We start from the raw sequence: 15,477 nt of genomic DNA, 5'->3' as shown, positions 1-15,477 counted from the left end.
TCTGCGGCGAATTCTGACCCTGAGGCAAAGCACCCGACAAGGCCTCCGTCTCAAAATCATTCCCAAAACCAGACATGTACCCAAACTGCCCGCCAGCAAAAATACCACCAGCACGCCGAAGCCCGGAGAGAAAGGTCTCGTCTGTCATAGATGGGTCTCCGCAAATTCCGAATCTGTGTTTGAGCTTTGCGGATCATTATTGTTGCATGTGCAACGATGTCAACATACTCATTGCGACGGCAACGAAAAATGGTGACGATACACGGGCGAAGAAACCACGCGCAGATAGCAAAGGAGACGTGGGTCATGACCGATGCCGATGTGTTCGATCTGGACAGATTCACGCCCTACAGGCTCGCCGTGGCAGCCAAGCGCACCAGTGAGGAACTGGCGATCCAGTATCGGACGCGGTTCGGCATCTCGATCCCGGAATGGCGTGTTCTGGTGCATCTGGAAAGTGCGGGTGGCGACATTTCAGTGCGCGACATCGAGGCGCGGGTCGCACTGGAGAAATACGAGATCAGCCGGACGGCATCGCGGCTGGAAGAACGGGGGTTGGTGACGAAATCAGCCAGCACGACGGATCGCCGTCTGATCAGGCTGGCCCTGACGACAGAGGGCCGGGCTCTGATGGCCGATCTCTTGCCGCTGGCGCGCGCCTATCAGGAAAAGATCGAAAAACGCCTCGGGGCGGCCTTTGAAGGGCTGGAGGCGGCGCTGGACCAGTTGTTGAAGGAAGGCGCAAACCCGGCCGATTGACGGCAGACGCTGTGGCTGGACTTTCCGCTGCCTGATTGCCGCCCGGTGCGACCCCGCCGGGGTGCCCGCACGTTCCGCCCATTCCCGTGCGCTGACGAGTTCAGGGGCGGGGCCTGACGGCCACCTCCTCTCTGCCGATCCGTCCTTCCCGGAACAAGGAGGTGGGCGCGCATCTGAAATGCGGGGCGATCCAGAGAACCCGTTTCGGCAAGGGCCCTGATACGGTGGTGCTGGACATAGGGGCTTCAAAGGCATGCGCTACGGTATGGTCGGGCCGGTGAAGGCTTGCGCCGTGCCATGTATCTTTGGGCTGCAAGGGATGATGGCGGCTGCACCCGTGGCGGAGTCATGACGCTTGGCAGCCTCCTGTGCAGCAGATCGTTCAGGTTCGGCAGACCTGGTGCGCTGCGGCGCCGGCTTCGATACTGCCGGGGGCAGGTTCGGTCATCGGGTCTAGCGCAAACCGGGGAGTTTGGGCGATCTCTGCAAGCGGTTTTGTTTGCCTGCAAACAAATAATCTATTATTTTCAATATATTGCAACTCATTCAGTTCTTCGGTAAAGCCCGCTCAGCCCGTTTCAGCCGAAGGGATGCCCCATGTCGCCCAGCCTGCCCGAGATCCGCGCAACCCTGAGCCGCGCCTATGACCTGAGTCCCTCGCTGGATCTGGCAGAGGCGACGCGCGGCATATGGGGCCGCATGGCGCGGGTGGTGCCCTTTGCCGACTGGGCCATGCACGCGCCCTATGTTCAGGCGATCAACCGGCTGAAGGCGGAACGCGGTGCGGTGGTGCTGGCGCATAACTACATGACGCCCGAAATCTATCACGGCATCGCCGATGTGGTGGGCGACAGCCTGCAACTGGCAATTGCCGCGACGCGGGTGGACGCGCCGGTGATCGTGCAATGCGGCGTGCATTTCATGGCCGAGACCTCGAAAATCCTGAACCCTTGCAAAACGGTGCTGATGCCCGACATGGCGGCGGGCTGTTCGCTGGCCGAGGCGATTACGCCCGAGGGCATCGCCGAAATGCGCGCGCGGTATCCGGGGGCGCCGGTGGTCAGCTATGTCAACACGACGGCAGCGGTGAAGGCGGCCTCGGACATCTGCTGCACCTCGGCCAATGCGGCGCAGATCGTGCGGGCGCTGCCGGGCGATACTGTCATCATGGCGCCCGACAAGTATCTGGCGCAGAACGTGGCGCGGCAGGTGCCGGAAAAGCGGGTGGTCTGGTGGGATGGCGCCTGTATCGTCCACGAACGCTTTACCGCGCAGGATCTGCGGGATTTCCGCGCGTTCCAGCCCGATACCACCATCATCGCCCATCCCGAATGTCCGCCCGATGTGGTGGCGGAGGCGGATTATACCGGCTCTACCGCGGGCATCATTGATTTCGTCGCGCGCGAACGCCCGACGAAGGCGCTGCTGGTGACGGAATGTTCAATGGCCTCGAACATCGCCGATGCCCATCCGGCGGTGGAGTTTGTCGGCCCCTGCAACATGTGCCCCTACATGAAGATGATCACGCTGGAAAAGGTGCTGTGGTCGCTGCATTCCATGACGACCCCGGTCGAGGTGGCGGCGGAACTCGTGGCCCCCGCCCGCGCGGCGGTGGAGCGGATGATCGCGCTTTCCGCCGCGAAGGCCGCCGCATGATCGAGACCGGCCGCATCGTCATTCTGGGGGCGGGGATTGCCGCGCTGACGGCGGCGCTGCGGCTGGCCCCGCGTCCGGTTCTGGTGATCTCGCCCGATCCTTTGGGGCAGGGCGCCTCGTCGGTCTGGGCCCAGGGCGGCGTGGCGGCGGCGCTGGGGCCGGATGACAGCGTGGCGGCGCATGTGGCCGATACCGTGGTGGCAGGGGCGGGCATCGTTGACGTCGCCGTCGCGCAGGCCGTGGCCGAGGCAGCGCCCGAGACGGTTGCGGCACTCGTGGCGTTGGGCGTGCCGTTCGACCGCGATGCCGCAGGGGCCTTCGCCCTGTCGCGCGAGGCGGCGCATGGGCAGGCGCGTGTCGCAAGGGTGCAGGGCGACAGCGCCGGGGCCGCCATCATGGCGCGGCTGATCATGGCCTTGCGCGCCACACCTTCGGTTCAGGTGCTGGAGGGGTTCGCGGCGCAACGGCTGGCGCTTTCGTCTGGCCGCGTCACCGGCGTCTGGCTGGGTCGCGCGGATGTGCCCTCGCAGCCCGTTCTCCTGAAGGCACCTGCGGTTCTGCTGGCCTCGGGCGGGGCGGCGGGGCTTTATGCGATCACTACCAATCCGGGCCGGGTGCGCGGGCAGGGGCTGGGCCTTGCCGCACGGGCGGGTGCGCGAGTGGCGGATGCGGAATTCGTGCAGTTCCATCCCACTGCCATCGCCTGCGGTGGCGACCCCGCGCCGCTGGCGACCGAGGCGCTGCGGGGCGAGGGCGCTTTGCTGGTCAACAGCCGGGGGCAGCGCTTCATGGCGGGTGCGCATCCGGCGGCCGAGCTTGCGCCGCGCGACATCGTGGCCCGTGCGGTCTTTGCCCAAAGCCGGGCCGGGCTGGCGCCGGCGCTGGATGCACGGGCGATCTTTGCCGGGAACGGCAAAGCGCATTTCCCGACGGTGGCCGCGGCCTGTGCGCAGGTAGGGATCGACCCGGCGCGACAGCCCATCCCGGTTGCCGCAGCCGCGCATTACCATATGGGCGGCATTGCCTGCGACTCGCGTGGCCGCAGTTCGCTGCCGGGGCTGTGGGTGGCGGGCGAGGTGGCGGCGACCGGGCTGCATGGTGCGAACCGTCTGGCCTCCAACGGACTGCTGGAGGCGCTGGTGATGGCCACGCGCGCGGCGGCGGATCTGGCAGAGAACCTTCCCCTCGGGGAAGCCCCGGAGGTGCATCTGGCACCGCGGACCGAAGGCGTGGGCCCTGACCCTGCCATGGTGGCCGATCTGCGCGGGCTGATGACCGATTGTTGCGGCGTGATCCGCAGCGAATCCGGCCTGCGCCGTGCGCTGGGGGATCTGGCCCTGATGTCCCGGCGCGCGTTGCCGGAACCGATGCTTAACATGGTGGCGGCGGCAACGCTGATTGCTGCTGCCGCGCTGTTGCGGTGCGAAAGCCGGGGCGGGCATTTCCGCGCCGACCATCCGCAACCCGACCCCACTCTGGCCCGCCGCAGCCGCCTGACGCTGGCGGAGGCCGAGGCGCTTCGTGATGAAAAGGTGACTGCCTGATGCTGCCCGACCTTCTTCTGGAACCCTTGGTCCGCAATGCCCTGACCGAGGATCTTGGTCCGACCGGCGATGCGACCGTCGCAGCGGTCATCCCGCCGGGGCTGCACCATGCGGCGCGGCTGAATGCGCGCAGTTCCGGGGTGGCCTCGGGCCTGCGGCTGGCGGCGATGGCGTTCCGCATGGTCGATCCGGCGCTGCGTGTTGTGGCGCTGGCTGAGGATGGCGACCGTTTCGAACCCGGCACGACGCTGATGACCGTTGAAGGGGCGGCGGGGTCGATCCTGATGGCGGAACGGGTGGCGCTGAACTTTGCCGGGCGCATGACCGGCATCGCCACGCTGACCGCCGCTTTCGTGGCCGAAACGCGGGGCACCCGCGCCCGCATCACCTGCACCCGCAAGACCACACCGGGCCTGCGCGCGGTGGAAAAGGCTGCCGTCCGGCACGGTGGCGGCTCCAGCCATCGCTTTGGCCTGTCGGATGCCATTCTGATCAAGGACAATCACATCGCCGCCGCCGGGGGAATCCGGCCGGTGCTGGAGGCCGCGCGGGCGGCGCGGTCCCATATGATGCGGGTCGAGATCGAGGTGGATCGTCTGGACCAGCTGGAGGAGGTGCTGGCGCTGGGCGTGGCGGATGTCGTGCTTCTGGACAATATGACGACCGCGACACTGGCCGAAGCTGTTGCCATGACGGCGGGGCGGGTGGTGCTGGAGGCGTCGGGCAACATGGCACTGCCGCGCATCGCCGAGGTGGCGGCGACCGGGGTCGATTACATCTCGGTCGGGGCGCTGACGCATTCTGCCCCGGTGGTCGATCTGGGGCTGGATGCCTGAGCGCGGGGCGCGTCAGGCGTCGATCTCGGCCAGAAGCTGCTGGTGGCGGGCGGTGTAATCCGCGCGCACCTGCACCGGCGGGCGCAGCCGGATCGACAGATCGGGGATCAGCGCATGCGGCGGGCGGCCGAACAGCCGGTCGGCCTCGTCCCGCGTGAAGCCCGCGATCTGCACCGCCTCGGCCCAGGCGGAAACCGTATCGGCGGCCTTGATCGCCTTCTTGACCGCCACAGGCAGCGCGGCGGGCAGGCCAAAGCGCAGATGGATGGCGGCGGTCAGGCGCTGGTCAAGCTCGGCATAATCCGGACCGATGGCGGCCTTCACCGGGCTGATCATGTCGCCGATCACATATTCCGGTGCGTCATGCAGCAGGGCCGCCAGCCGCCAGCGCGCGGCGATGCCGGGGTTTTGCCGCGCGAAGATCTGTTCCACCAGCAACGAATGTTCGGCCACCGAATAGGGCCAGTCGCCCGAGGTCTGCCCGTTCCAGCGCGCTACGAAGGCAAGGCCGTGGGCGATGTCGGCGATCTCGATGTCCATCGGGGTCGGGTCCAGCAGGTCCAGCCGCCGGCCCGACAGCATGCGCTGCCATGCCCGGGCGGGCTTGCCCCGATTGTTTCCTGATCTCGTCATAGTTTTACCACCGGACCCGCGACAATTGCCGCTCGAGTTACAGAGTGCTATCTCAGCGTCAAACGGAAATGCAAGGAGACCGGCGGATGCCGCAGGATTACATCGTCAAGGACATTGCTCTCGCGGATTTCGGCCGCAAGGAACTGGACATCGCGGAAACCGAAATGCCGGGGCTGATGGCCTGCCGCGAGGAATTCGGGCCGTCGCAGCCGCTGAAAGGCGCGCGCATCGCCGGATCGCTGCACATGACGATCCAGACCGCCGTTCTGATTGAAACGCTGAAGGCGCTGGGCGCCGATGTGCGCTGGGCCTCGTGCAACATCTTCTCGACCCAGGATCACGCGGCGGCGGCCATTGCGGCCGGTGGCACCCCGGTCTTTGCGATCAAGGGCGAAACCCTTGCCGACTATTGGGAATATACCGACCGGATCTTCCAGTTCCCGGAAGGCACCTGCAACATGATCCTCGATGATGGCGGTGACGCGACGCTCTACATCCTGCTGGGTGCGCGGGTCGAGGCGGGCGAAACCGGACTGATCGATGTGCCGACCTCGGAAGAGGAAGTCTGCCTGTTCAACCAGATCAGGAAGCGCCTTGCCGCCAGCCCCGGCTGGTTCACCAAACAGCGCGACGCGATCAAGGGTGTGTCGGAAGAAACCACGACCGGCGTGCATCGCCTGTATGATCTGCACAAGAAGGGCCTGCTGCCCTTCCCGGCGATCAACGTTAACGACTCGGTCACCAAGTCGAAATTCGACAACAAATACGGCTGCAAGGAATCGCTGGTGGACGGTATCCGCCGCGCCACCGACACGATGATGGCCGGCAAGGTTGCCGTGGTCTGCGGCTATGGCGATGTGGGCAAGGGCTCGGCTGCCAGCTTGCGCGGCGCAGGTGCCCGCGTGAAGGTGACCGAGGTCGATCCGATCTGCGCGCTGCAAGCCGCGATGGATGGCTATGAGGTCGTGGTGCTGGAGGATGTGGTGGCAGACGCCGACATCTTCATCACCACCACCGGCAACAAGGACGTGATCCGCATCGAGCATATGCGCGAGATGAAGAACATGGCCATCGTCGGCAACATCGGCCATTTCGACAATGAAATTCAGGTCGCGGCGCTGAAGAACCACAAATGGACCAATATCAAGGATCAGGTGGACATGATCGAGATGCCCTCGGGCAACAAGATCATCCTCTTGTCCGAAGGTCGTCTGCTGAACCTTGGCAATGCGACCGGCCACCCCAGCTTCGTGATGTCCGCCTCGTTCACCAATCAGGTGCTGGCGCAGATCGAGCTGTGGACCAAGGGCGCCGAATATGCGCCGGGCGTCTACATCCTGCCGAAGGCGCTGGATGAAAAGGTGGCGCGCCTGCATCTGAAGCGGATCGGTGTGAAGCTGACCGAACTGCGCCCGGATCAGGCCGATTACATCGGTGTCACCGTCGATGGGCCGTTCAAATCGGATCATTACCGCTACTGAGGCGGCAAGACTGGCGCGAGGCAGGATGTCTCGCGCCAGGGCGCTGGCCTGCGTGCCGCGCAAACTGGGTTATGATTGCATCAAGCAGTCGATACTGCACGAAAATCGCAGCTTTCATTGGAAAATTTGGCGATGTCGCGGTAATCCGAAGCAAAACATATCAATGAGTGAGGCGGGACATGTCAGAAGAAACCAAACGCGAAAAGCTGCGCGGCCGGATGCTGGAAGGCATGCCGAAAGGCGCGCGGGTGGCCGAGATCGGCGTCTGGGAAGGCGGCTTCAGCAAGCGCATCCTTGAAATCTGCGAACCGGCAGAACTGCACCTGATCGACCCGTGGCTCTATCAACCCGAATTCGGCAATACCGGCTTTGGCCGGAAGAAGAACGAAAACCTGATGGAGCAGAAGTATCAGGACGTCTGCGACATGTTCAGGGATGACGCGCGGGTGAAGATCCATCGCGCCATGTCGGATGCGGCGCTGGCCGCGCTGCCCGATGCCTCGCTGGACTGGGTTTATATCGACGGCAACCATAACGAGCCCTTCATCGGTCAGGACATCGCCCTGTGCCTGAAGAAGGTGAAGCATGACGGCATCATCTCGGGCGACGATTTCAACTGGATGTCCGATGCACAGGGCGCCCCGGTGAAACGCGCGGTCGAGGCCATGGTGGAGGAACTCGGTGATCAGGCCGAACTGAAGCTGATGGCGAACCAGTGGATCGTTAAGCTCAACCGCCCGGCAGCCTGACCCTTCCGCCAGCGGGGAACCCGCGGCGATAATTCCCTTTGTCGTGGCCCGGCGATGGCCTAGGCTGCCGTCGTGGCCCGTGAGGGGCGAAAAGGAGCATGGGATGAGCAAAAGAGACGAACTGATCGCCAAATATGCCGATGACCTGCGCAACAAGTGCAAGATGGACCCGGATATGGATCTGCTGCGCAAGGTGACCATCGGCTGTGGCCCGGCGATCTACAACGCCGATGCCGAAACCGTTGCGGCCTCGCAGCCGGACGAGCTGGAAACCGTGAAGAAGAACTTCCTGATGAAGAAGCTGGGTCTGGCCGACAGCCCGGCGCTGATGGAAGCGATCAATGCTGTGGTGGAAATCTATGGCCGGTCCGAGCGCAACAAATATCGCGCGGTCGTCTACTACATGCTGACCAAGCATTTCGGCAAGGAAGCTGTTTACGGCTGATGCCTCTCCCTTTCCTGCCAACGCCCGCAGATCCTGCGGGCGTTTTGCATTTTAAGGACTTGGTCTTTGCAGGGCCTGCCCGAGTCGCGCTATCGTCAATCCATGGACAGGATGTCCGGGGCCTTTTTCAGAACACGCGTGGTGCCAAGGGAGCGCGTGGGGTGGATGGAGGGCCCCTTTGGGGTTGGGGCCCTCCATTTTTATGGCTCGACGCCCCCCATCCGGCAGACGATCTTCCATTCGGCGTCCGTCACCGGCTGCACTGACAGGCGCGAGGTCTTGACCAGCGCCATCTCCTCCAGCCCCGGTTCGGTCTTGCAGGCCTCCAGCGTTACGGGCCGTGCAAGCGGGCGAATGGCGCGGATATGCACGCAATCCCAGCGCGGATCGTCGGTGGTGCTGTCCGGCGCACTTTCGGCGCTGACCTCGACGATGCCGACGATCTCTTTCCCCTGATTGGAGTGGTAAAAGAATCCCCGGTCGCCGATCTTCATGGCGCGCATGTTGTTGCGGGCCTGATAGTTGCGCACGCCGCCCCATTCCTCGCCCGCCTCACCCTTGGCGACCTGCTGGTCCCAGCTCCAGGTGTCGGGTTCGGATTTGAACAGCCAGTAGTTCATCCGATCACCTTCTTCCATTCGGTGATCTGCACGCTTTCGAACAGCCCGGCCCTGGCATAGGGATCGGCCTCCGCCCAGGCGCGCGCCTGATCCAGCGTCTCGACCTCAAGGATCACCAGCGAGCCGCACATCTCACCCGCCTCGTTCAGGAACGGTCCGGCCATTTCGACCACGCCGGTCGACTGGATGTGTTCCAGATGGGCGGGACGGTTTTCCTGCCGGATATGCAGGGATTGCGGTTTGTCCTTGCAGACGAGGGCGACGCGCATGGGCTACTCCTGTTTCAGGGGGCGGGAAAGAAGGCTCTGGATGGCTTCGGTGACGGTGATGCGGCCATCGACCAGCGCGGCAACGGCGGTCGAAACCGGCAGGTCCAGCGCTTGCGTGCGGCCGATCCTTGCCACGGCGCGCGCCGTGGCGGCGCCCTCAACCGTTGTTGCGGGGTCAAAGCTTTCGCCCCGGCCCAGCGACAGGCCGAAGCTGAAATTGCGCGATTGCGATGACGTGCACGTCAGCACAAGGTCGCCAAAGCCCGACAGACCGGCCAGTGTTTCGGCCCGCGCACTCCGCGCCAGCGCAAAACGCAGCATTTCGGCATAGCCGCGTGTCATCAGGGCGGCGCGGGCGGAATCGCCAAGCCCTGCGCCGATCACCACGCCTGCGGCAATGGCCATGACATTCTTCAGGGCGCCGCCCAGCTCGGCCCCCATGACATCGGTGCTGCGGTAAAGCCGCAGAACCGGGGTTGAAAGCCGCGCTTGCAGATGTGCGCCCAGCATATCATCCCGGCAGGCGAGGGTCAGCGCCGTGGGCAGGCCGATGGCAATGTCGGCGGCGAAGCTTGGCCCGGTCAGCACGGCCGGGGCGGGACCGCCGAGGGTTTCAAGAATCTCGACGGGGCCAAGCCCGGTGGTCAGATCAACCCCCTTGCAGCAGGCGACCAGCGGACGGCTGGCAAGGCGGGCGCCGTGGTCCGCCACGAAGCGGCCAAGGGCCTGCATCGGCACCGACAGCAGCAGCAGATCGGCGCTATCGGTCTCGGCAAGATCGGCGGTCACGGTCACGGTTTCTGGCAGCACCAGACCCGGAAGCCGGCGGATCTCGCGTCCCGCCTGACCGCGCCCCCACAGCACCACCGGGCCTTCGCGGCCAAGCGCGGCGGCCAGCGCCGCGCCGAAGGCGCCAGACCCGAGAATGGCAATCTTCATGCCTTCGCCCCCTTCTTGCCCGACCCCAGAAGGGCGGGGCTGGTGCGGTCCAGCGGCCAGCGCGGGCGGGCCGACAGATCCAGCCCGTCAGGGCCACGGGTTGCCAATTGCTCGATCCCCGCCCAGGCGATCATCGCCGCATTGTCGGTGCAAAGCGCAAGGGGCGGAGCGAGAAACTTCACCCCGACGTCATTGCAAAGCGCGGTCAGGCGGGCGCGAATCTCGGTATTGGCTGCCACGCCACCCGCCACGGCGAACGCATCCACCGGATGTGCGGCCAGTGCACGGCGCGATTTCTCAAACAGCACATCCGCCACCGCCCGCTGAAATCCTGCGCAAAGGTCCGCGCGATCCTGCCGCCTCAGCCCGCCGTGTTCGGCAATCAGTGCGTCGCGCTGGCGCAGCACGGCGGTTTTCAGGCCCGAGAAGGACATGTCACAACCGGGCCGGTCCAGCAGCGGGCGCGGCAGGGCAAAGCGCTTCGCGTCGCCCATGGCCGCTTCGGCCTGCACGGCGGGGCCGCCGGGTTGTGGCAGGCCCAGAACCTTGGCAACCTTGTCGAACGCCTCGCCCGGTGCATCGTCGATCGAGCCGCCCAGACGGGTAAAATCATCTGGCCCGTCCACGCGCAGGAACTGACAATGCCCGCCCGAAACCAGCAGCATGAGATAGGGATAGGCGATTCCGTCGGTCAGCCGGGGCGTCAGCGCATGGCCCGCCAGATGGTTGACCCCGATCAGCGGCAGCCCGGTCGCGGCGGCCAATCCCTTGGCGCACATGACCCCGGATAGGACGCCACCGATCAGCCCCGGCCCGGCGGTCACGGCAATGCCGTCCAGATCGGTCAGGCGCAGCCCCGCATCGGCCAGCGCGCGTTCGACGCAAAGGTCAATGCGTTCGGCATGGGCGCGGGCGGCGATCTCCGGCACGACGCCGCCGAAATCGGCATGCAGCGCCACCTGACCCTCGACCACCGAGGACAGGATTTCCGGCGTGGTGCCCGCGCGGCGGCGCACCACGGCGGCAGCGGTATCGTCGCAACTGCTTTCGATGCCCAGCAGGGTCAGGCTTTCGGTCATGGGCTTTCCGTTGAAACGCAGATGCGACCGGGGTAACACCGCAGTCATGCTCAGGCAATCCCGCGCCCCTGCTGTGGTGCGGCCTGCGGTCATCCTGACCCGGCCCGCTGCGCAATCTGCCCGTTTCGCCACGCAGCTTCGCGCGCGGCTGGGGGAGGGATTCGATATACTGACCGCGCCGCTGATGGCGCCGGAGTTTCCCGCAACCCGCCTTCCCGATGGCCCATTCAGTGCGCTGATCCTGACCTCGGGCACCGCTTTGGAGGCGTTGCCGCATCTGACTGGCGCCCTGCCGCGCCGGGCTTATTGCGTGGGGCATCGCACGGCAGAGGCCGCGCGTGCGCTGGGCCTTGATGCGGTGTCTGCCGATGGCGATGCGGAGGCCTTGCTGGCGCTGTTGCTGGACCAGCGCCCCGAGGGTGGGCTTCTGCACCTGCATGGCGAAGCACCGCGCGGCGATCTGGTGGCGCGGTTGATGGCTGCGGGGGTGGCGGCAGAGGGGCTGTGCGTCTATCGACAGCGGGCCTTGCCACTGACACAGGCGGCCACGGCCCGGCTGGCACAACCGGGGCCCGTGGCTTTCCCGGTGTTTTCGCCGCAAACAGCAGAACAGCTTGTCATCGCGCTGGCTTCGTTGCCGACGCTGACGGCCATGCTGCATTTCGCGGCAATTTCCCGTGCAACCGCCGCACCGCTTCTGCGTTCCTGTCTTGGGCCGGTGGATGTAGCGGCCCGACCTGAGGCCGCGGCGATGCTGGATGTGCTTGATCCGCTTCCGTGGGACAATCCGCGCCTTGAGGCACGGGGATCGAATGACTAACCTGTAGTGGAAACGCAGGAAAAGGGGGATGCTATGGCCGAGACCGAGGACCGCGCGGCGGATCAGCAGGCGGAGCCCGTCACCCTGACGGAGCCGGAAAAGCAACCGGCGGCGGAAAATCCGCAACCCGAGCCTGTGTCGCCTGTGTCCGATCCGCCAGCACCGCCTGCGGCAGAGCCTGCCAGCGGCGGCGGGTTCGGCCGCTTTATGGGCCTGACCTTCGGGGGGGTCGTGGCGGCGGGTCTTGGCTTTGGTCTTGCCACCTATGGCGTGCGTGAAGGCTGGCCGCTGGTCACGCCGCCGCAAGCCGGGGTCGAGGCCATGCAGCAAGAGATCGACAGTCTGCGCGGGCAGCTTGAGGGCGCGACCGCGCTAGCTGCCCGTGTCGACGCGCTGGAGCAGCGTCCCGCCCCCGTTGCGGACCTGACGCCGCTGGAGGACCGGATGGCGAAGCTGGAATCGCAGGGCGATGGCGGGGCCGCCCTGGCCGCGCTTCAGGCGCAGGTGGCCGACCTTGCCGCCAAAGTGGCGGCGCAGGCGGGCGATGCGGGCCGGATTGCCGAGGAAATCCAGAGCCAGGTTCAGGAACGGCTGGATGCGGCCGAGGTGGAGACTGCACAACTGCGCGCCGCGGCCGAGCGCCGTGCGGCGCTGCTGGAGGTGGAAACTGCGCTGCGCACCGGCAATGGTCTGGCGGCGGCGATCAGCCGGGCCGAGGCCGCCAGGGTGACGACACCCGCGCCGCTGGCCGATTTCGCCGCCGCCCCGGTGACAATCACCGCCTTGCAGGATGGCTTTGCCGAAGCCGCCCGTGCCGCGATCTCGGCCGCAGCCACCAGCACCGGGGCCGAAGCAGGCTTGGGCGAGCGGATGGCGAGCTTCCTTGTCAGCCAGACAGGCGCAAGGTCGCTGGAACCGCGCGAGGGGGACGATGCAGATGCGATCCTGTCGCGCGCCGAGGCGGCCCTGCGTCAGGGGGACGTGGCGGGCGCCCGCGCGCTGGTCGCACAGCTTCCCGAGGTGGCGCAGACCGCAATGGCGGGCTGGACGACCGAGGCCGACCGCTGGCTTGCCGCCAATACCGCGATTGCCGACCTTCTTTCCGCCGGCTGACAGGAGAACGCGATGATCTGGACCCTTGTTAAAGTTCTTCTGTTCTTTGCCATCGTCGCCGGGCTGACCTGGGGCGGTGTCATGCTGCTGGAAAACGGCGAGCCGGTGCGTGTGGCCGCTGCCGGATACGAATTGACGCTTGGCCCGCTTCAGGTTGTGGTCGGGCTGTTCGTTCTGCTGGCAGGGATGTGGTTGCTTTTGAAGGCGGTCAGCCTGTTGTTTGCGCTGCTGCGCTTCATCAACGGCGATGAAACCGCGCTCAGCCGCTATTTTGACCGCAACCGGGAACGCAAGGGCTATCGCGCGCTGGCCGATGGCATGGTGGCGCTGGCGGCAGGGGAAAACCGCGTGGCGCTGTCGCGGGCGCACAAGGCTGAAAAGCTGTTGGGTGACCCGGAACTGACCGATCTTCTGGTGGCGCAGGCGGCCGAGGCTTCGGGTGATAATGCCAAGGCAACCGAGGCTTACAAGCGGCTGCTGGAACATGACCGCACCCGGTTCGTCGCCATCCGGGGACTTCTGTCGCAGAAAGTGGCCGAAGGTGACCGCGAAACGGCGTTGAAGCTGGCCGAGAAGGCTTTTGCACTGAAACCGCGCCACGCCGAGACGCAAGACATTCTGTTGAAATTGCAGGCCGATGCGCAGGATTGGAAAGGCGCGCGGCAAACGCTTCAGGCCAAGATGCGCGGCGGGGGGCTGACAAAGGATGTGTTCCGCCGCCGCGATGCGGTGCTCGCGCTGCAAGAGGCGCAGGGGATCATGGATGAAAGCGCCTCGATCGAGGCGCGCGAGGCGGCGATTGCCGCCAACAAGCAATCGCCCGATCTGATCCCCGCCGCCGCCATGGCCGCGCGCAGTCTGGCGACCGCCGGGAATGCCAAGGGCGCGACCCGCATCCTGAAAAAGGCATGGGAGGCGCAGCCGCATCCCGATCTGGCAGCGGCTTTCGCCGAGATTGAGCCGGAGGAAACCCCGGAGGCCCGTCTGAAACGCTTCCGCACGCTGACGGCGGTGCATCCCGATCACCCGGAAACCCGGATGTTGCTGGCCGAGCTGAACATCGCGGCCGAGGATTTCCCGGCGGCCCGTCGCGCGTTGGGCGATCTGGTCGAGACCAAACCCACCGGGCGGGCGCTGGCGTTGATGGCGGCCATCGAACGTGGCGAAGGTGCGGATGAGGCTGCGGTGCGTGGCTGGTTGGCCAAGGCACTGACCGCGCCACGCGGGCCGCAATGGTGCTGCGACAAATGTCAGGCGATCCATGCCGCATGGGGCCCGATCTGCGACAATTGCGGCGGGTTCGACACGCTGAGCTGGCGCGAACCGCCGCAGACCGCGACACCTTCGCCCACCGGGACGGAAATGCTGCCGCTGCTGGTCAACCCGCCCGTGCCGGCTGCTGCCCCGGAACCGGAACCTGAAGTTGCCGAGGTGATCGAGCCGGAGGTGATCGACCCGCCGCAACCTGCGCCGAAACAGGCAAAGGAAGACGAGCCGATCGACCTCGCGGCGATTGTCCGCAGCGCAAGCTAGGGGCGCGAGGCCGCCGGGCTGCCGCCCGTCCATTTGCGGAAGGCGCGGTAGAAGGCGCTGGGTTCGCTGTAGCCGAGCTTGGTTGCGACTTCGGCGACGGACAGGCATCCTTCTTGCAGCAACTGCCGCGCCAGTGCGGCGCGGCGCGCGTCCTTGAGGGCGGCAAAGCTTTGGCCTTCGGCGTGCAGGCGTCGGCGCAATGTGGCGGTGGACATGCCGAAGCCCCGCGCCAGTTCGGGAAAATCGGGCCAGTCTGCCGGAACGTGGCTTGCCAGCAGGTGCCGCACCCGCGCCGCCGTGCCGCCATCCTCGCGGTAACGCACAAGGATATTGCCCGGCGCCCCGCGCAGAAACCGTTGCAGCGCGGCCTCATCCCTGTTGACCGGCAGGCGCAGCCAGCTTGCATCGAAGCTGAGGCTGGTAAGCGCTTGGTCGAACAACACGGGGGCGCCGAAAAAGCTTTGATAATCGTCGCGTTGAGGCGGGGCCGGGCAGGCAAAGGTGACTTGCCGCAACGGGATGCGCCGCCCGATCAGCCAGCAGGCCACGCCCATCAGGATCAACCAGTAGGTACGATAGGCGAAGGCGCTGCGCGGTTCGGCGGTGGTCAATTCGATCACGGCAAGGCCGTCGCGGATCGTCAGTTCCCCGCGCGGGTCATCCAGCACCACCCCGAGAAAGGCGATGGCCCGACGCAGCGCGGGGGCCAGTGTCTCGCTGCCAAGGCTGGCGTGGCACAGAAGGGCAAAACTGCCCGGCCGCATCGGGCGGGCGGCAAGGCCGAAGAATTCATCCCCCGTCACGCGCGCAATCTCGGTCCACAGGCGGCCATATTCCGCTGTGCCAAGCGGGCTGGTTGTATCCTCCGGCAGGCCGAGGCGGGCCAGCAGGGGTGCAGGTTCAAGCCCCGCGCGGGGCAGGCAGGACAGGGCATCGGCGACAAAGCCGGGGGTTATGGGACGGTCTTCCATGCGCATATGGTAATTTCGATCACTGAATTA

Annotated in this window: 17 protein-coding genes; 10 read left to right on the top strand and 7 right to left on the bottom strand. The window is 65.9% G+C overall.

Annotated elements, in window-relative coordinates:
• Positions 1–148, bottom strand: a 148-nt coding sequence (locus tag D2N39_RS23465) for a homogentisate 1,2-dioxygenase (protein ID WP_233557352.1), incomplete at its 3' end; no start/stop codon positions are given.
• A 158-nt stretch (positions 149–306) separates the two neighbouring features.
• Here D2N39_RS23465 and D2N39_RS21115 point away from each other — a divergent pair.
• The 4 genes from D2N39_RS21115 to nadC all read left to right on the top strand — a co-directional run bounded on the left by D2N39_RS21115 (position 307) and on the right by nadC (position 4,795).
• A complete protein-coding gene (locus tag D2N39_RS21115) occupies positions 307–759 on the top strand; it encodes a MarR family winged helix-turn-helix transcriptional regulator (protein ID WP_119136737.1) in 453 nt (150 codons plus the stop codon).
• Positions 760–1,356: 597 nt separating this feature from the next.
• A complete protein-coding gene (nadA, locus tag D2N39_RS21110; RefSeq protein ID WP_119136736.1) occupies positions 1,357–2,415 on the top strand; it encodes a quinolinate synthase NadA in 1,059 nt (352 codons plus the stop codon).
• Positions 2,412–3,959: an L-aspartate oxidase gene (locus D2N39_RS21105; protein ID WP_119136735.1), complete on the top strand. Its 1,548-nt coding sequence runs from the start codon at positions 2,412–2,414 to the stop codon at positions 3,957–3,959. Before nadA ends, D2N39_RS21105 begins: the two co-directional genes overlap by 4 nt.
• Positions 3,959–4,795 carry a carboxylating nicotinate-nucleotide diphosphorylase gene (gene nadC / locus D2N39_RS21100; protein WP_119136734.1) on the top strand — a complete coding sequence of 279 codons (837 nt, stop codon included), beginning with the start codon at positions 3,959–3,961 and terminating at the stop codon, positions 4,793–4,795. The genes D2N39_RS21105 and nadC overlap by 1 nt, the downstream gene beginning before the upstream one ends.
• A 12-nt stretch (positions 4,796–4,807) precedes the next feature.
• On the opposite strand, the gene D2N39_RS21095 is transcribed toward nadC, so the two are convergent.
• Positions 4,808–5,428, bottom strand: a complete 621-nt coding sequence (locus D2N39_RS21095; protein ID WP_119136733.1) for an HD domain-containing protein — start codon at positions 5,426–5,428, stop codon at positions 4,808–4,810.
• 86 nt (positions 5,429–5,514) lie between these two features.
• Here D2N39_RS21095 and ahcY point away from each other — a divergent pair, with 86 nt between their 5' ends.
• The 3 genes from ahcY to D2N39_RS21080 all read left to right on the top strand — a co-directional run bounded on the left by ahcY (position 5,515) and on the right by D2N39_RS21080 (position 8,103).
• The gene (gene ahcY / locus D2N39_RS21090) at positions 5,515–6,909 is read left to right on the top strand and encodes an adenosylhomocysteinase (protein ID WP_119136732.1); all 1,395 of its coding nucleotides are present in this window, start codon (positions 5,515–5,517) and stop codon (positions 6,907–6,909) included.
• Positions 6,910–7,088: 179 nt separating this feature from the next.
• Positions 7,089–7,658 (top strand): class I SAM-dependent methyltransferase, encoded by a 570-nt coding sequence (locus tag D2N39_RS21085; protein WP_119136731.1) that lies wholly within the window; start codon positions 7,089–7,091, stop codon positions 7,656–7,658.
• 103 nt (positions 7,659–7,761) lie between these two features.
• Positions 7,762–8,103, top strand: a complete 342-nt coding sequence (locus D2N39_RS21080; RefSeq protein ID WP_119136730.1) for a DUF2853 family protein — start codon at positions 7,762–7,764, stop codon at positions 8,101–8,103.
• Between the two features lie 200 nt (positions 8,104–8,303).
• On the opposite strand, the gene D2N39_RS21075 is transcribed toward D2N39_RS21080, so the two are convergent.
• The 4 genes from D2N39_RS21075 to tsaD are packed head-to-tail and all read right to left on the bottom strand — an operon-like array spanning position 8,304 to position 11,010.
• Positions 8,304–8,723, bottom strand: coding sequence for an EVE domain-containing protein (locus tag D2N39_RS21075; protein ID WP_119136729.1), 420 nt, complete (start codon positions 8,721–8,723; stop codon positions 8,304–8,306).
• The gene (locus D2N39_RS21070; protein WP_119136728.1) at positions 8,720–8,992 is read right to left on the bottom strand and encodes a YciI family protein; all 273 of its coding nucleotides are present in this window, start codon (positions 8,990–8,992) and stop codon (positions 8,720–8,722) included. Before D2N39_RS21070 ends, D2N39_RS21075 begins: the two co-directional genes overlap by 4 nt.
• A gap of 3 nt (positions 8,993–8,995) precedes the next feature.
• The gene (locus D2N39_RS21065) at positions 8,996–9,931 is read right to left on the bottom strand and encodes an NAD(P)H-dependent glycerol-3-phosphate dehydrogenase (protein ID WP_119136727.1); all 936 of its coding nucleotides are present in this window, start codon (positions 9,929–9,931) and stop codon (positions 8,996–8,998) included.
• Positions 9,928–11,010, bottom strand: coding sequence for a tRNA (adenosine(37)-N6)-threonylcarbamoyltransferase complex transferase subunit TsaD (gene tsaD, locus D2N39_RS21060; protein ID WP_119136726.1), 1,083 nt, complete (start codon positions 11,008–11,010; stop codon positions 9,928–9,930). Before tsaD ends, D2N39_RS21065 begins: the two co-directional genes overlap by 4 nt.
• Positions 11,011–11,020: 10 nt before the next feature.
• Between tsaD and D2N39_RS21055 the strand changes: the two genes are divergently transcribed.
• From D2N39_RS21055 to D2N39_RS21045, 3 genes are read left to right on the top strand one after another with little or no spacing between them, the layout of a single operon-like run.
• Positions 11,021–11,830, top strand: coding sequence for a uroporphyrinogen-III synthase (locus tag D2N39_RS21055; protein ID WP_158589897.1), 810 nt, complete (start codon positions 11,021–11,023; stop codon positions 11,828–11,830).
• 33 nt (positions 11,831–11,863) lie between these two features.
• The gene (locus tag D2N39_RS21050; RefSeq protein ID WP_119136724.1) at positions 11,864–12,943 is read left to right on the top strand and encodes a COG4223 family protein; all 1,080 of its coding nucleotides are present in this window, start codon (positions 11,864–11,866) and stop codon (positions 12,941–12,943) included.
• 12 nt (positions 12,944–12,955) lie between these two features.
• Entirely contained in the window at positions 12,956–14,476 is a 1,521-nt protein-coding gene (locus tag D2N39_RS21045) for a heme biosynthesis protein HemY (protein WP_119136723.1), read from the top strand.
• Here the strand turns inward: D2N39_RS21045 and D2N39_RS21040 are convergent.
• Positions 14,473–15,447, bottom strand: coding sequence for an AraC family transcriptional regulator (locus D2N39_RS21040; protein WP_119136738.1), 975 nt, complete (start codon positions 15,445–15,447; stop codon positions 14,473–14,475). The genes D2N39_RS21045 and D2N39_RS21040 overlap by 4 nt on opposite strands.
• Between the last annotated feature and the right edge of the window lie 30 nt (positions 15,448–15,477).

It is taken from the genome of Gemmobacter lutimaris (assembly GCF_003570715.1).
In the GTDB taxonomy this organism is placed as follows: Bacteria; Pseudomonadota; Alphaproteobacteria; order Rhodobacterales; family Rhodobacteraceae; genus Gemmobacter; species Gemmobacter lutimaris.
Note: the sequence above shows the minus strand (reverse complement) of the source record. Positions and strands in the feature narration are given on the sequence as shown.